Origin of the sequence: Azospirillum palustre (assembly GCF_002573965.1) — a bacterium.
Classification (GTDB): Bacteria; Pseudomonadota; Alphaproteobacteria; order Azospirillales; family Azospirillaceae; genus Azospirillum; species Azospirillum palustre.
On the sequence record NZ_PDKW01000043.1, the window covers coordinates 1987029 to 2005173 of the forward strand.

An 18145-nucleotide genomic window follows, 5' to 3' on the forward strand; every position below is an offset into this window, starting at 1 on the left:
ATCCGCGCGATGCCATCCCGTTTTCCGGAGCCCTTCTTCCATGTCGACCCTGCCCGATCAGGCCACCATCGCCGCCACCGCGGCCAAGATCCTGCTGGAGATCAAGGCGCTGCACTTCAACGCCGAGACGCCCTTCATCTTCACCTCGGGTTGGGCCAGCCCGGTCTACACCGACTGCCGCCGCATCGTCTCCTTCCCGCGCGCCCGCAAGGCGCTGATGGATTTCGCCGTCGCCACCATCGAGCGCGAGATCGGCTATGAGGCCATCGACGCGGTGGCGGGCGGCGAGACCGCCGGCATCCCGTTCGCCGCCTGGATCGCCGACCGGCTGGAACTGCCGATGCAGTATGTGCGCAAGAAGCCCAAGGGCTTCGGCCGCAACGCCCAGATCGAGGGCCTGCTGACCGAGGGGCAGCGCGTCCTGCTGGTCGAGGATCTGGCGACCGACGGCAAGAGCAAGGAGAACTTCGTCACCGCGCTGCGCAACGGCGGCGCCCAGGTGACCGACACCTTCGTGATCTTCCACTACGGCATCTTCCCGCAGTCGAAGGTCAACATGGACGCCATCGGCGTGCGCCTGCACGCGCTGTGCACCTGGTGGGACGTGCTGAAGGTTGCCCGCGACAACCGCTATTTCGACGAGAACACCCTGTCGGAAGTCGAGAAGTTCCTGAACGACCCGGTCGGCTGGTCGTCGGCCCACGGCGGCAAGTCGAGCATGTGACGCAGACGGGGGGCGGTGGAGCAGCCGCCCCCCATGGATTTCAGGCGGATGTCAGGCCTGGGTACCGTCCGCCGCCGCCTGTTCCGGCGTCGGGGCATGGGCGAAGCGAACCCGGACGATCTCCCAACGGTCCTGCGCACCCTCGACACACCCATCGCAAGGCCTGCGGTCCAGCACCTCGAAGGACAGCGAGGACAAACCGTCGCCGGCCGGGATTTTGCCGGAAGACCAAAGCTCCTGAAACACGCGGCGGTTCACCAAGGAAATGGGGGATGGCGCCGCGTCCGGCGTGAAGCCGTCGTTGACATGGTCGAGCGGCTGGAAACGCCCCTTGCGCCGGCCGGTGGGGATGCGGCGCGCCCGGATGCGCAGCGAAAAGTCGAAATCCTCGTATCCCCAGCCCCAAAAGAGGTTGGAATAGCCGTCGACCTGCCGCATCGCCGCGTTCGGCATCAACAACGCGCCGCCCATCGTGCTTTCGAGGTTGGTCGTCACCGTGCGGTCCGAGCGTCCCGGCGCCACCGGGCGCAGCTCCGCCCCGTACCATAGGATCGGGGTGGGACAGTCGGCCCAGGAATAATCGGCATCGGCCGGCAGATAATCGATGTCGTGCAGGCAGACATAGTCGCTCTGCCCTTCGCCCAGCAGGAAGCCGGCATTCTTCAGCGCCCCACGGTTGAAGGGAAGCCCGGCCTCCTGCTCCACGAAGGTGACGCGATAATCGATCGGCTGCGCCAGACGGTCGAAATAAGCGCTCACCCACGGAACGAACTGCCGGAGATGGTCTTCGCGATCCCGGTAGGGGACGACGATGTGCAGCCGCGCTGCTGTGCTCTCGCCGGTGGTCATGCGCTCTCCCCTTCTCCCTCCATGGCGGATGCCGGACCGCCGGCGTCCTCAGCCGTGACGGCAATCGGGCGCGGCTCCCCGCCGGCCCGGTGAATGTCCCACATCGCCCGGTAGGCCGCCTCCAGATGCCGGGTGAAGCGCGGCGTGTCGAACAGCGGGCAGACCGGCCGGTTGAGCGCCAGCCGCTGCCGCAGGTCGCGGAGCCGTCCGGGCGACCGGGCGAGTGCCACCGCCTCCGCCTCGTAGTCTTCCTGCCCGTCGACGATCAGTTCCGGCAATCCGCCCGCCCGCAGCAGGCTGGCCGCAACGCGCCCGGCGAAGGTCGTCCCGCGCCGGGTCAGCACCGGCAGGCCCGCCCACAGCGCGTCGCTGGCCGTCGTGTGGGCGTTGTAGGGAAGCGTGTCGAGGAACAGGTCGGCCAGCCGGTGCCGCGCCAGATGCTCCGCGTGCGGCAGGGGTTGGGCGAAGACGAGCCGGTGGGGATCGAGGCCGCGGGCCTCGCCCTCGCGGCGCAGGTTGACCGCCACCTGGCGATTGCCGGCATAGAGCCACAGCACGCTGCCCGGCACCGCCGCCAGGATGCGCGCCCAGCCGTCGAACAAAGCGGGCGTCAGCTTGTAGGCGCTGTTGAAGCAGCAGAAGACGAAGCCATCCTCGGGCAACCCGCAGTCCCTGCGCGTCGGCGTGGCCTCGGCGATGGCACGGCGGCGGTCGTTGGGCTGATAGCAATCCGGCAGCCGCACCACCCGCTCGCTGAAGAAGCCGTCCTCGCCCGGCGCGATCACCGTGGGATCGGCGACGATGTAGTCGACATAGCCCGCCCCCAGCGTCCCGGGATAGCCCAGCCAATTGACCTGCACCGGGGCGGGACGGGCCGCCAGGATCGAGGTGCGCGAGAAGGAGGTGAAGCCGGTCAGATCGACCAGGATGTCGATGCCGTCCGCCGCGATTGTCCGCGCCGCGTCGGCGTCGGTGTGGCGGCGCAGGTCGACGAAGCGCTCGATCCCGCGTTGGAACCGCTGGCGCAGCGCGCTGCCGTCGTCGAGGCCGGTCGAATAGGCGGTCACGGCGAAGCGGGACCGATCATGGGTTTCCAGCGCATCGACCATCAGGTGGCCCATGGCATGCTCACGGAAATCCGACGACAGATAGCCGATCCGCAGCCGCCCATCGCCTGCGGCCGCCATCGCCACCGTCGCCGCCGGCCGGGTGGCGGTCAGGGCGCCGCGGGCCTTCGCCGCCGCCCAGCGGGCCGCGGCGGATTGCTGGTCGGCGAGGGTCGAGGCGCAGGACAGGACGTCGAAGGGCGACACCCCCTCCGCCCCGGCGCGCACCTGCCGGAGAAGCTGCGCCTCCAGCCCGTCCAGATCGCGCCAGTCGCACAGAAGCCTCTGCTGATGCACGAGCTGGCCGAGGGCTGCGGCATGGCCGGGAACCAGCCGGAGGACCCGCCGGCAGGCATCCGCCGACTGCGTGCTCCAGCCGGCCATCGCGGCGGCCATCGCCAGATCGGCCTGGGCATCCGGCTCGCCGGGGGCCAGCGCCACCGCCTTGCGCAGAACGGCCACCGCGGCATCGGGGCGGACAGCCTCCGCCAGCACACTGCCCAGCCGCCGCCAGGCCTCGCCGTTCGCCGGCTGGCGGGCCAGCAGGGCCCGCAGGACCGTCAGCGCGCCGTCCGCCTCGCGCAGCCCCGACAGAGCCTGGGCCAGATTGATCTCGGCCACCGGAAAGTCCGGTTGCAGTTCCAGCGCCGCACGGTATTCGGCCACCGCTTCGCGCCAGCGTCCGAGTTCCTGCAATGCACTGGCGAGATTGTTGCGCGCCGCCGGGCTCAACGGCTCCAGCCGGGCCGCGGCCGACGTGGCGCGCCATGCCTCCTCCAGGCGCCGCGCGGCACCGGCGGCATTGCCCAGGGCCAGCCAGTTGCGGGCGCTCCCCGGATCGAGCGCGACCGCAAGACGGCCGGCGGCGAGCGCCTCCGCCGGGCGACCGCAGGCATCGAGCAGGCCGCTCAGGTTGTGCCAGCAGTCGGCATCCTGCGGCGCAAGGCCGAGCGCGTTGCGGAAGGCGGCTTCCGCCTCGGCCCCCTGTCCGATGGCATGGAGCGCCACGCCCAGCTTGGACCAGGACGCCGCGTCGGTGGGATCGATCCGCGCCGCCTCGCGATGGGCGGCGGCGGCCTCCGCGAACCGGCCGAGGTCCTGAAGGGCGACGCCGAGGTTGTTGTGGACCTCTCCCAGATGGGAAAATGCCGCCAGCACCTTGCGGTAATGGGGCTCGGCATCCTGCGGGCGCCCCTGCCGGTGCAGGGCCATCGCCAGACCGTAATGGGCGTCGGCCGATGCGGGGGCGACCCGCAGAGCGGCGGCATAGACCGTCGCCGCCGCATCCCAGCGGGCCATGCCGGCCATCGCCGCGCCGAAATCGAGATAGACCTCCAGGTCCTTGGCGATGGCCAGCGACTTCTGGAACAGCACCACCGCGTCGCGCGGGTTGCCCAGCCGCAACTCCACCACCCCCAGCCGGTGCAGGGCCGCCGGATTCCGCGGCTCGGTCCGCAGGACGTCGAGGTAGCGGGCCCTGGCCTCCTCCAGCCTGCCGGCGTTTTCCGCCGCCACGCCACGGGCAAAACTGGTCATGCGCTGCTGCCGATCGCCGCTGGCGGTTGAGGGAAACGGACCGGGCTTCTGTCTGCCACAACCGGCCCTAGTCGCGCCAGCGCGTGTGTTCCATGATGCGGGGAATTTCGGGCGGACGGCTCCCGTCCCCCCATTGAGAGATGTCGGGAATGGTTGTCACGCGATGGCGGCGGCCGAGCAGGCTGAGGATGCTCTGGTCGTGGCGATGGCCGCGGAACTCCGGATAGTTCGGCAGGCCGCATTCGTTGGGCGCGTCGGTGATCAGCCGGGCATCCTGGGAAAGCCGCAGCCATTGCGCGACGAAGTCCATGGTTTCAGGCCCGCGTTCGCACAGGATGAAGCTGCCCATGATCTGCGACGCCTCGACGACATCGGGCCGGTCCAGCCCCATGTAGTGGAAACAGTCGCGCTTGGTCCAGACACCGTTGCGGTGATCATCGCCCAGCGTGAACAGCAGGATCGGCAGATCGCGCCGCTGCCGGCAAATCTCGATCAGCGGATCGACGCTGTGGACGAAATGGGCGCCGCTGTCGCTGTAGAACAGGATGTCGCCGTCCTTCAGATCCTCGCGCAGCAACCGGTCGATGAAGTAAGGCTTCCACAGCCAATAGCCGGCCCCGCGCGGCTGGTCCAGCACATGCCGGTTCCGCGATGCGAAAGCGGCATCGATGCGCTGGCGCCCCATCATCGCGACGCCGTCGAAGCCGCCGGTCTCCAGGCCGGTCCTGCCATTGTATTTCTGCGCCGTCGTGAAGGCCCCGTCGGCATAATTCAACAGCACCCGCCTCATCGCTCCCCCTCACCCACAGTCAAAGCCACGTTCAAAGACGGCTTTCGATCCATTCGGCCAGACGATAGGCATCGAAGTGGAAATCCTCCGTGCCGAGGAAGGGCGGCGTGCTGCGGTAGCGGCGGTAGGCGCCGTAATCGTCGTCGACGGCCAGGATGGCATCGATGGCCTCCTCGTCGGAGGAGTATCGCGACACGTCGATGAAGCTGCCGGCCGCGACATCGCGCAGGACGCCGGGATCGCCCCAATAGAGCGGCACCGCACCGGCCTGGAAAGCGTCAAGGATCTTCTCGGTCAGATAGCCGGGATGGCTTGCGTTCTCGAAGGCGAACGCGAAGCGGTAGCGGGAGAACACCCGGATCTTCGGCAGCCAGCCCATCTTCACCACGCTGCCGGTGTTGTTCAGCAGCCAGCCCACCGACTCGACATGTCGCCGGGCGCTGAGCATGTGGAAGAAGTCGTTGCGGCGGGCGCAGTTGGGGTTTTTGTAGAGGAAGGCGCAGAATTTCCGCTCCGCGGCCTCCTCCCGCGCCGGCGGCACGGGCGGCAGGACGGAGTGGCAGAAATACGGCGCCGCCCCTTCGCGCAGATGGTCGTAGGCGTGCATGACGTAGAGCGGAAGGCGGAAATGCCGGGGATCGTCGATGCGGTCGAACGACACCGACATGTCGACGCCGTCGAGCGGCGGCCGCACATTCTCGCCGGTGAAGAACATCGACCGGACCGTCCGCGCTTCCCGGTGGCGGGTGCCGAACACCGAGACGATGGCGAGGTCGCTGTCGTTCCCGACCACCGACACCTCGAAGCGGGCGGACAGGATTTCCACGAAGAAGTTCGCGGACGGATCGAACTCCGGCCAGAAATCGAAGAAGGCGACCTTCAGGCGCGGCTTCGCCCCGCGTCGGCCACCGTCCGGTCCCTGCAGAAGGAAACGGTCCAGAACCGCCGGATCCCTGTTGGGGGTGTCGAGGAACTCCGACAGGAAGCCGCTGGTCCGCTGATCGATCATGCCCGCCGAAGCCCTTGCGCGTGCCGCCTGCCCGGAACCGCCGGTCAGGAACTTCCCTGCCCCGTCGTCCGCGGCGCCAACACCCTAAGATTTGCCGCCATCCCGTGACCAGCGGTATTTTCGGACCCTGCCGTGCCCCGGCGGGACTTGGGCCGTCCTGGACCGCACCGCACACGCCGCCGATACACCGCACCCCGCTCGTGGATATGGTCAGGCATTGCCTGGCTGACTGCCGCCGTCAGCCAGGCAGGTAGTGCCCTATCGTCTTCAAAATGCTGATCGCCGAACTGTTGACCCGGTCGTCCATGCCGAAGGAACGGATCGACGCCGCAACCGTGGCCTTGCCATCGTCGGAACCGTCGGTGATCGCGAACAGGCTCGCCCCATCCCGCGCGCCCAGATCGGTCAGGCTGGAGAGCGCTCCATTCCCGATGGCTTTCATCGTTCCGGCCGTAGCCGGGTTGCCGTCCTTCAGGGCGACAAGGGAAAGCTTTCCATCGGGAACCTTCGCTCCGCGATCGAACACAAGATCCATGCGTTTCCCGAAGTCGGGATCGTCGGCCGCAGTGACGCTCATGCCGAAGAGCCCGGTTCGCGATTGGGCATCCACCTCCGTATCGTCCTTCAACAGGCCGCTCTGTTTCAGAATGTCGGGGATCGCCGGCTTCTGGAGGCCATTCTCCTTGGCGAGATTGTCCAGCATGGCGGTCCCGGCTCCGCTGGTCGTGATGCTGACATTGTCACCCAGCCCGAACTGGCTCCGCGCCAGCGCGCTGAGCTTTTCCATGTAACGGCTGCTTTCTTCGACGTGGCGCTGCATCGCCGGAACGATCTTGTCCATGTCCTTGACGGCGGCGGCGACACCGGAATTGGCGGCAGGCCCTGCCGTGAAAGCGTCGGCGCTGCGATCGACGCGCAAGGCACGGCTCGCCTGCTCAGAAAGGAACACGGTATCGACGGGGCCCGCGGCACGACCGCCATCACTCCCATCGGCGTTAGTTCCGGTTGAAGGCTTGGTTGCAGGAGGGGCCGGGGCAGCACCATTCGCCGATCGGGAGATCAGCACGCTATTGACGTCGTATCCCCCCTTTCCTGCTTTCAGCACATCCATTTGTCCGCACCCCCCGAAAACTCCTCGAAACATTTACCCACAGAATATAATGGCGGTCAATTTCAACAAACGATCTCATCGTGCTGCGACAAAATCGACAACCATCATTGCCACGTCGCAATCCTTTCCTTAGATTTCTAATCATTAGAAATATCAGTGATTTGTGCGCATTGACCATTGTCTCCAGATGAAGAAATTTTTACCCGTCAGCGTCAATGCGCCGGCGAATACACACCAGAGAACAACAGCGCCTTGAGGAACGATGCAACCGAATATGTCGGCACGATTTTGAATGCCCCGTGAGGATCGAAATCGCGGCGCGGCAGCAATGCCGCGCCGCATCCTTGACCGCACCGCGCACGCCGCTAATATCGCGCGCGATGACCGGCGTTCCGTGGATCCTTGCGCGAGACGCGCGAATTACCGGCCCGGCTCTCTGAGGAGGGCCGGGATCGAGACCTTATGTGTGTCGGGAGGCGGAAATCGCCGCCCGATCGTGACGCCTTCCCCAGGGATCCGATATGACCCGCGATTACAAATCGACCGTCTTCCTGCCCCGCACCGACTTCCCCATGCGCGGCGGCCTGCCGACCAAGGAGCCCGAGCTGCTGAAGCGCTGGGCCGAGATGGACCTGTTCGGCAAGCTGCGCGCCGGCGCCAAGGGCCGCAAGAAGTTCGTGCTGCACGATGGCCCTCCCTACGCCAACGGCAACATCCACATCGGCCATGCCGTCAACAAGATCCTGAAGGACGTCATCGTCCGCTTCCGCCAGATGCAGGGCTTCGACGCCGACTATGTCCCCGGCTGGGACTGCCACGGCCTGCCCATCGAGTGGAAGATCGAGGAGAAGTACCGCAAGGCGGGCAAGAACAAGGATGACGTGCCGCTCATCCAGTTCCGCGCCGAATGCCGCCAGTTCGCCGAGGAGTGGGTCGGCATCCAGGCCGCCGAGTTCCGCCGTCTGGGCGTGGAGGGCGACTGGAAGCAGCCCTACGCCACCATGACCTTCCCGGCCGAGGCGCAGATCGTCCGCGAGATCCACAAGTTCGCGGTCAACGGCGGCCTCTATAAGGGCTTCAAGCCGGTGATGTGGTCGGTGGTCGAGAAGACCGCGCTGGCCGACGCCGAGGTGGAATACCACGACCACACCTCCACCACCGTCTTCGCCCGCTTCCCCGTCTGGGGGTCGTCGGCGCCGGAGGTGGACGAGGCCAGCATCGTCATCTGGACCACCACCCCCTGGACCCTGCCGGGCAACCGCGCCATCGCCTATGGCGACGAGATCGAATACGCGACCTTCAAGGTCACGGCGGTCGCCGAGGGCTCCAAGGCGGTGGTCGGCGAGCGCCTCGTGCTCGCCACCGCGCTGGCCGAGAGCGTTTTGAAGGAAACCGGCATCACCGAGTGGAAGCAGCTGCACCGCTTCCCCGGCTCGCGCCTCGCCGGCACCTATTGCCGCCACCCGCTGAACGGCAAGGGCTACGACTTCAAGGTGCCGCTGCTGGCCGGCGATTTCGTCACCACCGACGCCGGTTCAGGCTTCGTCCACATCGCCCCCGGCCATGGCGAGGATGACTTCCGCCTGGGCCAGGCCAACAACATCGAGGTGCCGCAGACGGTGGGCGAGGACGGGCGCTATTACGCCCACGTCCCGCTGTTCGCCGGCCTCGCCGTCTACACCGACCAGGGGAAGACCGGCCCGGCCAACAAGGCGGTGCTGGAGGCGTTCGAGGAAGCCGGGTCGCTGCTGGCCAGCAACCGCATCAAGCACAGCTATCCGCACAGCTGGCGCTCCAAGGCGCCGCTGATCTTCCGCACCACGCCGCAGTGGTTCATCTCGATGGAGACGAACGACCTGCGCAAGGTGGCCTTGCAGGCGATCTCCGACACCCGCTGGGTCCCGAGCCAAGGCGAGAACCGCATCCGCTCGATGATCGAGAGCCGCCCGGACTGGTGCATCAGCCGCCAGCGCGCCTGGGGCGTGCCGATCGCGCTGTTCGTCCGCAAGTCGACCGGCGAAATCCTGCGCGACGAGGCGGTGTTCGCCCGCATCGCCGACATCTTCCAGCAGGAGGGTGCCGACGCCTGGTTCGCCCGCGACCCGCAGGACTTCCTCGGCAACTCCTATGCCGCCGAGGATTTCGAGCAGGTCAAGGACATCGTCGACGTCTGGTTCGAGTCGGGCTCCTCGCACGCCTTCGTGCTGGAACAGCGGCTGGAGGAACTGGCCTGGCCGGCCGACCTCTATCTGGAGGGCTCCGACCAGCATCGCGGCTGGTTCCACTCCTCGCTGCTGGAAAGCTGCGGCACGCGCGGCCGGGCGCCCTACAACGCGGTGCTGACCCACGGCTTCGTACTCGACGAGCAGGGCCGCAAGATGTCCAAGTCGCTGGGCAACGTGGTGGCCCCGCAGGAGGTCTGCGACCAGTACGGCGCCGACATCCTGCGCCTGTGGATCATCAACTCCGACTATTCGGAGGATCTCCGCATCGGCAAGGAGATCATCAAGACCCAGGCCGACCTCTACCGCCGCCTGCGCAACACGCTGCGCTACCTGCTGGGCGCGCTCGCCGACTACAGCCCGGCCGAGCGGATCGACGCCGCCGAGATGCCGGAGCTGGAGCGCTGGGTCCTGCACCGCCTGTCGGAGCTGGACACGCTGGTCCGCGAGAAGGTCGAGGCCTACGACTTCCATGCCCTGTTCGTGGCCCTGCACAACTTCTGCGCGGTGGAGCTGTCGGCCTTCTACTTCGACGTCCGCAAGGACAGCCTCTATTGCGATCCGGTCGACTCGGTGCGCCGCCGGTCGGTGCGGACGGTGATGGAGCATCTGTTCTCCAACCTGACCGCCTGGCTCGCGCCCATCCTCTGCTTCACCGCGGAAGAGGCGTGGCTCGCCCGGCCGGAAGGCCTGACGGAGGGTGCGGGCTGGACCGACGAGAGCGTGCATCTGCGCGGCTTCCCGGAGGTGCCGGCGGAGTGGCGCAACGACGCGCTGGCATCCAAGTGGGAGGCGGTGCGCACCGTCCGCCGCGTCGTCACCGGCGCCCTGGAGCTGGAGCGCGCCAACAAGACCATCGGCTCGTCCCTCCAGGCCGATCCGACCGTCTTCGTCGACGCCGCGACCAAGGCCCTGCTGGCCGATGTCGATTTCCAGGACGTCTGCATCACCTCGGCCATCGAGGTGACGGACGCCGCGGCGCCGGAAGGGGCCTTCACCCTGGCCGACGTTCCCGGCATCGCCGTCGCCCCGGCTCTGGCCGACGGCGGGAAGTGCGAGCGCTGCTGGAAGGTCCTGGAAGAGGTCGGCACGGTGCACGACCATCCGACGCTCTGCATCCGCTGCTCCGACGCGGTGGCATGACGCGTTCAGCCACATCCGCGGTCCTATCCCCTCTCCCCCCCGGGGAGAGGGTTAGGGTGAGGGGGTTCGGGCCGCCGGACGCTCCTCGCCGCGCCTCCCCCTCACCCCGACCCTCTCCCCGGGGGGGAGAGGGAGGATGTGTAGGCTTATGAACGCCTTCGTCGCCAACCAATCCCGGTCCTACTGGCTGTTCGGGCTGATCGTCGCCGTACTGGTGGTGGTCCTCGACCAGGGCAGCAAGTGGTGGATCCTCGAGCAGGTCATGCAGCCGGTGCCGCATGTCATCGAGGTGACCCCCTTCTTCAACCTCGTGCTGGTGTGGAACTACGGTGTCAGCTTCGGCACCTTCGCCAGCGGCGGGGCGCTGATGCCCTACATCCTGAGCGCCATCGCCGCGGTGATCGCCGTCTGCCTGGTCTTCTGGCTGCGGCAGGCGGAACGCCGTCTGATCGCCCTGGCGCTGGGCTTCATCATCGGCGGGGCGGTCGGCAACGTGGCCGACCGGATGCTGCACGGGGCGGTCGTCGATTTCCTCGATTTCCATGTCGCCGGCTGGCATTTCTGGGCCTTCAACGTGGCCGACAGCGGAATCAGCGTCGGCGTCGTGCTGCTGCTGATCGACGGACTGTTCGCGGGCCGCGAAAAGTCGTAAGAGTTCCGTCGCCGGTGGCGTTATAACCGCCGGCGAGCGCTGACCCAAGCGGCCTCGACCTTCGGGCCGGGTCGCTACGACGTGACAGACGACGGGATCCTCCGAACGTGACCAGCATCTCCTCCGCCCTCTCCTTTCCCCGGACTCGGCTCCCGCTCATCGGGCTGGCGCTTGCGGCGTTGACACTCGCCGGCTGCTCGGATGTGCGCCGGTCCATCGGTCTCGACCGCCAGAGCCCCGACGAGTTCTCCGTCGTTTCCCGCGCTCCGCTGACCCTGCCGCCCAGCATGCAGGACCTGCCGAAGCCGCGCCCCGGCGCCGCCCGTCCGCAGGACAGCACCCCGACCCAGATGGCCGCCGGCGCCGTGTTCGGCGGCTCTCCGCGCAGCGCCAAGGCTGCTGCGGCAGGCGCAACGGCGGGCGAGAAGTCGCTGGTCGCCCAGGCTTCGGCCCGCGATGGCATCGACCCGAACATCCGCGCCAAGGTCGATCAGGAAACCACCCAGCTGATCGTCGCCGACAAGAGCTGGATCGATTCGCTCCTGTTCTGGCAGACCCAGCAGCCGCCCGTCTCCGTCGTCGACCCGGCAAAGGAGCAGCAGCGCCTGCGCGAGGCCCAGGCCCAGGGCAAGGCGCTGGACGGCGCCGCCACCCCGACGATCGAGCGCAAGCGCAAGGCGCCGCTGGAAGGCCTGTTCTAAGCACGGCCAGTTCCTCAGCCCTTTCGGTCTTGTCCAAGACGCGACATCACACCAGTTTCCGGGGGCGTCCTTCCCATCGAAGGGCGCCCTTTCGATTCGGACCTCCTGATCCGGGAGCCCTCATGCCCGCCTTCATTCCAGCCCGCCGCCTCGCCGCGGCAGGACTTCTCTCCTTGACGATGACCGTCGCGGCCCCCCTGGCACCGATTCCGCTCGGGTTCCAGCCCGCCCACGCGGCGGAAAAGGGGGTGTTCTTCCCCGAGAGCTTCACCCTGTCCAACGGCATGCAGGTGGTGGTCATCCCGAACCACCGCGTGCCGGTCGTGACCCACATGGTCTGGTACAAGGTGGGCGCCGCCGACGAGGAGCGCGGCCAGTCCGGCATCGCCCATTTCCTGGAACATCTGATGTTCAAGGGGACCGATGCGATCCAGCCCGGCGAGTTCAGCCGGATCATCGCCAAGAACGGCGGGCGCGACAACGCCTTCACCAGCTACGACTACACCGCCTATTACCAGAACGTCGCCCGCGACCGGCTGGAGATGGTGATGCGGATGGAGTCGGACCGCATGTCCAACCTCAAGCTGACCGACGCGGTGGTCTATCCGGAGCGCGACGTCATCATCGAGGAGCGGCGCCAGCGCATCGAGAACGAGCCGGCCGACCGCATCGGCGAGCAGATCAACGCCACCCTCTTCGTCCACCACCCCTATGGCACCCCGGTGATCGGCTGGCCGCAGGAGATGTCGGCGCTGACGCGGGAGATGGCGGAGCGCTTCTACAAGACGTGGTACACGCCCAACAACGCCATCCTGGTGGTGTCCGGCGACGTCACCGCGGCGGAGCTGAAGCCGCTGGCCGAGCGCTATTACGGCGCCATCGCCGCCCGCCCGGTGCCGGAGCGCAAGCGGGTCACCGAGCCGCCGCTGACCTCCTCCCGCCAGGTGGTCCTGCGTGACGACGAGGTGCGGCAGCCGTCGGTCCGCCGCATCTGGACCGCGCCGTCCTATCGGCTGGACCAGACCGGCCAGGCCTATGCGTTGCAGGTGCTGGCCGAGATCATGAGCGGCGGCACCACGTCGCGCCTCTACCGCAGCCTGGTGGTGGACCAGAAGCTCGCCACCTCGGCCTGGCTCGGCTATGGGCCGACCGCCTGGGACATGGCGACGCTCAGCGTCGGCGCCAGCCCGGCCGCCGGCGTGCCGATGGACAAGCTCGAATCGGCCCTGTGGACCGAAGTCGACAAGCTGCTGAAATCCGGCGTGACGGAGGAGGAGGTCGCCACCGCGCGCAAGCGCATGCTGGCCTCCGCGGCCTATGCTCGCGACAGCCTGACCGGACCGGCCCAGACGCTGGGCGCGGCGCTCGCCACCGGCCAGAGCATCGACGACGTGGAGAACTGGCCGGTGCGCATCGACGCCGTCACCGCCGATCAGGTCAACGCCGCCGCCCGCGCCGTGCTGAGCCAGACCAACCACGTCACCGGCCTGCTGCTGCCCCCGACCGGAAAGGACAGTTGAGGATGAGCGTGTTTCACGATGTTTCATCTCCTCCCTCTCCCCCCCGGGGAGAGGGGATCTGCGCGTCGGTTTGGCGGCGGTTTTCGTAACGGCTTTGGCGTTCCTCTCGCCCGCCCAGGCCATGGACATCAAGCGGGTGGTCAGCCCCGGCGGGATCGAGGCCTGGCTGGTCGAGGACCACAAGGTGCCGGTCCTGGCGCTGGAATGGGTCTTCGAGGGAGCCGGCGGCACCGACCCGAAGGGCAAGGAAGGGCTGGCGAACATCGCCTCCACCATGCTGGACGAGGGGGCCGGGCCATACGATTCCCAGACCTTCCAGGCGCGCCTGCAGGACAAGGCCATCGCGCTCGGCTTCGAGTCCGGGCGCGACGGCTTCGGCGGCTCGATGCGCACCCTGGCCGACAACCGTGACGAGGCGCTGGAGCTGACCCGGCTCGCCCTGACCGAGCCGCATTTCGCGCCCGAGGCGCTGGATCGCATGCGCGCCTCTGTGATGGCCAGCCTCAGGCGCGACCTCGCCGACCCCAACTATGTCGCGCGGCGGCAGTTCTACGCCACCGCCTTCCCCGACCACCCCTATGGCGGCGAGAGTCGCGGCAGCCTGGAAAGCCTGCCGGCCATCACGCCCGACGACCTCCGCGCCTTCGTGAAGGGGCAGTTCGGCCGCGACCGGCTGGTGGTGGCGGCGACCGGCGACATCTCGCCGGAAGACCTCGGCAAGGCGCTGGACACGGTGTTCGGCGGGCTGCCGGCCAAGACCGAGGCGAAGCCGATCCCCGACGTGACGATGTCCGGGCTGGGCCAGACCATCCTGCTGCCGCGCCCGACGGCGCAGACCGTCATGCTGATGGGTCAGCCCGGCGTGAAGCGCGACGATCCCGACTGGTACGCCGCCACGGTGATGAACTATGTGCTGGGCGGCGGCGGCTTCGGCTCGCGCCTGATGGAAGAGGTGCGGGAGAAGCGCGGGCTCAGCTATGGCGTCTACAGCTACCTGATCCCAATGGACCACACCGCGCTGGTGATGGCCGGCGGCTCCACCGTCAACGCCAAGGCGGGTCAGGCCCTGGACATCATGCGCCAGGAATGGGCGCGCATGGCCAAGGACGGTCTGACCGACCAGGAGATGGCCGACGCCAAGACCTACCTGACCGGCTCCTTCCCACTGCAACTCGGCTCGACCCAGGCCATCGCCCGCATCCTGTTGCAGGTGAAGCGCGACAAGCTTGGCATCGACTATCTGAACCAGCGCGACGGCTACATCAACGCGGTGAGCCAGGAGGACATCAAGCGGGTCGCCCGGCGCCTGCTCGACCCGTCCAAGCTGCTGACCGTCCTGGTCGGCAAGCCGGAGGGCGTGACGCCGACGCGGACCATCGAAGGCGGGAGTTGAGTGAACCGGGGGCGTCGGCGGACGACGCCCCCGGCCTCTCCTCACGCCAAATCCGGCTGGCTCCCCGGAAAGCGCGGATCGCTCGGATCGACCGGGTTGCCCGGCACCTTGCCGGGAATGATCCCGACCTGATCCGGCAGCATCGCATCGTCGCGGTCGCGTTGCTCCTCCCGCTCTTCCAATGGCGGGGCAACGGGCTTGTCCGACATGTTGTCCTCCTGTCGCAGTTCCTCAAAGACCACAACACCCGACCGCCCCACCGGGTTGCACCCTGGCCGCCCCGCATAGGCCGATCAGCAGCGCCGACCGTCGCGTTTTGGCCCGTGGCCGTGGCCGGCGGTCGGTGTTAGGCTCCGCACGCCCCGCAAGATGGGCCGCGTCAAAGGACCGCTGACGTCAAGGAGTCCAAAGCATCATGACCGCGCTGACCCGTTCCCCCGCCTGGGCGGCCCTTGCCCAACACCGCCAGGACATGGCCGGCACGCACATGCGTGACCTGTTCGCCGCCGATCCCGGCCGGTTCAAAGCCTTCTCCATGGAAGCCGCGGGGCTGTTCCTCGACTATTCGAAGAACCGCATCACCCAGGACACGGTCCGCCTGCTGCTCGACCTCGCCCGCCAGCAGGATGTGGAAGGCGCGCGTGCCCGCATGTTCGGCGGCGAGCCGATCAACCTCACGGAAAAGCGCGCGGTTCTGCACACGGCGCTCCGCAACCGGTCCGACCGCGCCGTCACCGTCGATGGCCGCGACGTGATGCCGGGCGTGCGCGCGGTGCTGGAGCGGATGGACGCCTTCGCCAACTCGGTGCGCGACGGCGAGTGGCGCGGCTACACCGGCCAGCCGATCACCGATGTGGTGAACATCGGCATCGGCGGCTCCGACCTCGGTCCCGTCATGGCGACGGAGGCGCTGAAGCCCTTCGCCCACGCCCATGTGGCGCTTCATTACGTCTCCAACGTCGACGGCACCCATCTGGCCGAACAGCTGAAGTGGCTGGACCCGGAGACGACTTTGTTCGTCATCGCCTCCAAGACCTTCACGACGCAGGAGACGCTGACCAACGCCCATTCCGCCCGCCGCTGGTTCCTGGAGACCGCGCAGGACGAGGGGCATGTCGCCAGGCATTTCGTCGCCGTCTCCACCAACGAGGCGGAGGTGCGCAAGTTCGGCATCGACCCGGCCAACATGTTCGGCTTCTGGGACTGGGTCGGCGGCCGTTATTCGCTGTGGTCAGCCATCGGCCTGCCGATCATGATCGCCATCGGCCCGGAACGCTTCGCCGAGATGCTGGCCGGCGCCCACGCGATGGACGAGCATTTCCAGACCGCGCCGCTCGACCGCAACATGCCGGTTCTGATGGCCCTGCTGGGCGTCTGGTACCGCAATTTCTGGGACGCCTCGTCCTACGCGGTGCTGCCCTACGACCAGTATCTGCACCGCTTCCCCGCCTATCTCCAGCAGCTGGACATGGAGAGCAACGGCAAGTCGGTGACCCGCGGCGGCGAGCCGGTGGATTACCAGACCGGCCCGGTGCTGTTCGGCGAGCCCGGCACCAACGGCCAGCATGCCTTCTACCAGTTGATCCACCAGGGCACCTCGCTGATCCCCTGCGACTTCGTGGCGGCGGCGGCCAGCCACAACCCCATCGGGGCCGAGCCCGGCGCCCATCACCGCATCCTGCTGTCCAACGTCTTCGCCCAGGCCGAGGCGCTGATGCGCGGCAAGACCGCCGACGAGGTGCGGGCGGAGATGACCAAGGCCGGCAAGCCGGCGGCGGAGGTCGAGACGCTGGTCCCCCACCGCGTCTTCCCCGGCAACCGCCCGTCCAACACCATCCTGATGCAGAGCCTGACCCCGGCGACGCTGGGCGCCCTGATCGCGCTGTACGAACACAAGGTCTTCGTCCAGGGCATCGTCTGGGACATCAACAGCTTCGACCAGTGGGGCGTCGAGCTGGGCAAGCAGCTTGCCAACACCATCCTGCCGGAGATGGAAGCCGGGCCGGCCGAGGGCGCGCATGACAGCTCCACCACCGGGCTGATGGCATGGTGGCGGGCGCATCAGTAAGGGCAAACTCGCGTCACGCCCAATAATTGTATGTATACGAACGCTATCGGGAGGGGCAGGCTCCCTCCGATGGCGTTCGGAACATTGCGGCTTCGTCTTGGTTGAAGAGGGAAACGGTCTATGCACCAACCCACTTCAGCGGAGCAGCCCCATGTCCACCCGTTTACGCCTCGCCATCCTGATCTACGGCATGATCCAGGGTGTGGTCTTCGGCATCGGCACCGTCCTGGTCCTGGGCATCCCCAGCTTTTCCGAGCAGGCGATGACGCTGATGCCGACCGTGGTGATCCTCAGCGTCATCCTTGCCGCCCCCATCGCCTGGTTCATGGCGCCGCGGCTGCGGCTGCGCTTCTGGCAGCAGCGGGAACAGCAGCGGGCGCCCCGCCGCGTCACCCTGTCCTGACCGCTCAGCCTGCCGATTCTTCCGCGACCATGGCGAAAAGCCAGTCGCGGAAGGCGCGCATGGTCGGTGTCTCCGGCCGCGATTTCAGCGAGGTCAGCCAGTAGCCGCCCTTGCACACGGTGACGGCGAAGGGCTGCTCGATCAGCCCCACGGCGAGCGGCCGGCGGAACATCGCCACCGGGGCCAGCGCCACCCCGGCCCCCTGGATCGCCGCCTCGACCATCAGCGAGGAGGAGTCGAAGACCGGCCCCTTGACCGGCGGCATCGCCGACGGCTCGATCCCGGCGGCGGCGAACCAGCCCGGCCATTCGTCGGACCGGTAGGAGCGCAGCAGGGTCTCGCGTCCGACATCGGCGGGCTCGCGCAGCCGCCGGGCGATCTCCGGCGCGCACAGCACCGACAGCGGCGCGTCGAACAGAGGAATGGCCTCGGTGCCATGCCACGCGCCGTCACCGAAGCGGATGGCGTAGTCCAGCCCCTCCGCCGCGATGTCGACACGGTTGTTGTTGGTGGACAGGCGCAAATCGACGAAGGGATGCGCCTCGCGGAAGCGCGTCAGCCGCGGTAGCAGCCAGCCGACGGCGAAGGTGCCGACGGCGCCGACGGTCAGAACCTCGCGGAACCGCCCACCCTCGAACTGGTCGAGCAATCCGCCGATGCGGTCGAACGCCTCCTCCAGCGTCGGCAGCAGCGCCCTCCCCTCGTCGGTCAGGGCAAGGCCGCGCGGCAGGCGATGGAACAGGCTGGCGCCCAGCCGCTCCTCCAGCAGCTTGACCTGATGGCTGACGGCGGCCTGGGTCACGCACAGCTCGATGGCCGCGCGGGTGAAGCTGAGATGCCGCGCCGACGCCTCGAAGGCACGCAGGGCGTTCAGCGGGAGATAGGGGCGGACCACGGGTTCCCCCGGACGATGCTTGA

Annotated in this window: 15 protein-coding genes; 8 read left to right on the forward strand and 7 right to left on the reverse strand. The window is 67.8% G+C overall.

All coding sequences use genetic code 11. The features are described from left to right. Nucleotides 1–40: 40 nt before the first annotated feature. Entirely contained in the window at nucleotides 41–724 is a 684-nt protein-coding gene (locus CRT60_RS31665) for an orotate phosphoribosyltransferase (RefSeq protein ID WP_014247028.1), read from the forward strand. Between the two features lie 51 nt (nucleotides 725–775). Here the strand turns inward: CRT60_RS31665 and CRT60_RS31670 are convergent, their stop codons facing one another. The 5 genes from CRT60_RS31670 to CRT60_RS31690 all read right to left on the reverse strand — a co-directional run bounded on the left by CRT60_RS31670 (nucleotide 776) and on the right by CRT60_RS31690 (nucleotide 7125). Continuing rightward, a complete protein-coding gene (locus CRT60_RS31670; RefSeq protein WP_098740387.1) occupies nucleotides 776–1573 on the reverse strand; it encodes a galactosyltransferase-related protein in 798 nt (265 codons plus the stop codon). Further along, nucleotides 1570–4215 carry a tetratricopeptide repeat protein gene (locus CRT60_RS31675; protein WP_098740388.1) on the reverse strand — a complete coding sequence of 882 codons (2646 nt, stop codon included), beginning with the start codon at nucleotides 4213–4215 and terminating at the stop codon, nucleotides 1570–1572. Before CRT60_RS31675 ends, CRT60_RS31670 begins: the two co-directional genes overlap by 4 nt. A 67-nt stretch (nucleotides 4216–4282) precedes the next feature. Continuing rightward, nucleotides 4283–5005, reverse strand: a complete 723-nt coding sequence (locus tag CRT60_RS31680) for a hypothetical protein (RefSeq protein ID WP_098740389.1) — start codon at nucleotides 5003–5005, stop codon at nucleotides 4283–4285. A 31-nt stretch (nucleotides 5006–5036) separates the two neighbouring features. After that, nucleotides 5037–6014, reverse strand: coding sequence for a glycosyltransferase family 10 domain-containing protein (locus tag CRT60_RS31685; protein ID WP_098740390.1), 978 nt, complete (start codon nucleotides 6012–6014; stop codon nucleotides 5037–5039). Nucleotides 6015–6252: 238 nt separating this feature from the next. Next, a complete protein-coding gene (locus CRT60_RS31690; RefSeq protein WP_143273431.1) occupies nucleotides 6253–7125 on the reverse strand; it encodes a hypothetical protein in 873 nt (290 codons plus the stop codon). Nucleotides 7126–7646: 521 nt separating this feature from the next. Between CRT60_RS31690 and ileS the strand changes: the two genes are divergently transcribed. The 5 genes from ileS to CRT60_RS31720 all read left to right on the forward strand — a co-directional run bounded on the left by ileS (nucleotide 7647) and on the right by CRT60_RS31720 (nucleotide 14756). Beyond that, on the forward strand, nucleotides 7647–10490 hold the full coding sequence (gene ileS / locus CRT60_RS31695; RefSeq protein ID WP_098740392.1) for an isoleucine--tRNA ligase: 2844 nt from the start codon (nucleotides 7647–7649) through the stop codon (nucleotides 10488–10490). Nucleotides 10491–10638: 148 nt separating this feature from the next. Next, the gene (lspA, locus tag CRT60_RS31705; protein WP_098740393.1) at nucleotides 10639–11142 is read left to right on the forward strand and encodes a signal peptidase II; all 504 of its coding nucleotides are present in this window, start codon (nucleotides 10639–10641) and stop codon (nucleotides 11140–11142) included. 107 nt (nucleotides 11143–11249) lie between these two features. Continuing rightward, a complete protein-coding gene (locus tag CRT60_RS31710; RefSeq protein ID WP_098740394.1) occupies nucleotides 11250–11843 on the forward strand; it encodes a DUF3035 domain-containing protein in 594 nt (197 codons plus the stop codon). 122 nt (nucleotides 11844–11965) lie between these two features. Continuing rightward, entirely contained in the window at nucleotides 11966–13363 is a 1398-nt protein-coding gene (locus CRT60_RS31715; RefSeq protein WP_098740395.1) for a M16 family metallopeptidase, read from the forward strand. Nucleotides 13364–13457: 94 nt separating this feature from the next. Beyond that, nucleotides 13458–14756 carry a M16 family metallopeptidase gene (locus CRT60_RS31720; protein WP_244592865.1) on the forward strand — a complete coding sequence of 433 codons (1299 nt, stop codon included), beginning with the start codon at nucleotides 13458–13460 and terminating at the stop codon, nucleotides 14754–14756. 41 nt (nucleotides 14757–14797) lie between these two features. Here CRT60_RS31720 and CRT60_RS36560 read toward each other — a convergent pair whose 3' ends face one another. Then, nucleotides 14798–14965, reverse strand: a complete 168-nt coding sequence (locus CRT60_RS36560; protein ID WP_167421843.1) for a hypothetical protein — start codon at nucleotides 14963–14965, stop codon at nucleotides 14798–14800. A 206-nt stretch (nucleotides 14966–15171) separates the two neighbouring features. Here CRT60_RS36560 and pgi point away from each other — a divergent pair, with 206 nt between their 5' ends. Together pgi and CRT60_RS31730 are read left to right on the forward strand one after the other, a co-directional pair. Then, nucleotides 15172–16824 carry a glucose-6-phosphate isomerase gene (pgi, locus tag CRT60_RS31725; RefSeq protein ID WP_098740397.1) on the forward strand — a complete coding sequence of 551 codons (1653 nt, stop codon included), beginning with the start codon at nucleotides 15172–15174 and terminating at the stop codon, nucleotides 16822–16824. Between the two features lie 151 nt (nucleotides 16825–16975). Further along, complete coding sequence (locus tag CRT60_RS31730) at nucleotides 16976–17227, forward strand: hypothetical protein (protein ID WP_098740398.1); 252 nt, start codon at nucleotides 16976–16978, stop codon at nucleotides 17225–17227. A gap of 4 nt (nucleotides 17228–17231) precedes the next feature. Here the strand turns inward: CRT60_RS31730 and CRT60_RS31735 are convergent, their stop codons facing one another. Continuing rightward, nucleotides 17232–18122, reverse strand: a complete 891-nt coding sequence (locus tag CRT60_RS31735) for a LysR family transcriptional regulator (RefSeq protein WP_098740399.1) — start codon at nucleotides 18120–18122, stop codon at nucleotides 17232–17234. Between the last annotated feature and the right edge of the window lie 23 nt (nucleotides 18123–18145).

Coding starts and splice junctions, on each gene's coding strand:
- CRT60_RS31665 (WP_014247028.1), top strand. CDS start 41: ATGTCGACCCTGCCCGATCAGGCCACCATCGCCGCCACCGCGGCCAAG.
- CRT60_RS31670 (WP_098740387.1), bottom strand. CDS start 1,573: ATGACCACCGGCGAGAGCACAGCAGCGCGGCTGCACATCGTCGTCCCC.
- CRT60_RS31675 (WP_098740388.1), bottom strand. CDS start 4,215: ATGACCAGTTTTGCCCGTGGCGTGGCGGCGGAAAACGCCGGCAGGCTG.
- CRT60_RS31680 (WP_098740389.1), bottom strand. CDS start 5,005: ATGAGGCGGGTGCTGTTGAATTATGCCGACGGGGCCTTCACGACGGCG.
- CRT60_RS31685 (WP_098740390.1), bottom strand. CDS start 6,014: ATGATCGATCAGCGGACCAGCGGCTTCCTGTCGGAGTTCCTCGACACC.
- CRT60_RS31690 (WP_143273431.1), bottom strand. CDS start 7,125: ATGGATGTGCTGAAAGCAGGAAAGGGGGGATACGACGTCAATAGCGTG.
- ileS (WP_098740392.1), top strand. CDS start 7,647: ATGACCCGCGATTACAAATCGACCGTCTTCCTGCCCCGCACCGACTTC.
- lspA (WP_098740393.1), top strand. CDS start 10,639: ATGAACGCCTTCGTCGCCAACCAATCCCGGTCCTACTGGCTGTTCGGG.
- CRT60_RS31715 (WP_098740395.1), top strand. CDS start 11,966: ATGCCCGCCTTCATTCCAGCCCGCCGCCTCGCCGCGGCAGGACTTCTC.
- CRT60_RS36560 (WP_167421843.1), bottom strand. CDS start 14,965: ATGTCGGACAAGCCCGTTGCCCCGCCATTGGAAGAGCGGGAGGAGCAA.
- pgi (WP_098740397.1), top strand. CDS start 15,172: ATGACCGCGCTGACCCGTTCCCCCGCCTGGGCGGCCCTTGCCCAACAC.
- CRT60_RS31730 (WP_098740398.1), top strand. CDS start 16,976: ATGTCCACCCGTTTACGCCTCGCCATCCTGATCTACGGCATGATCCAG.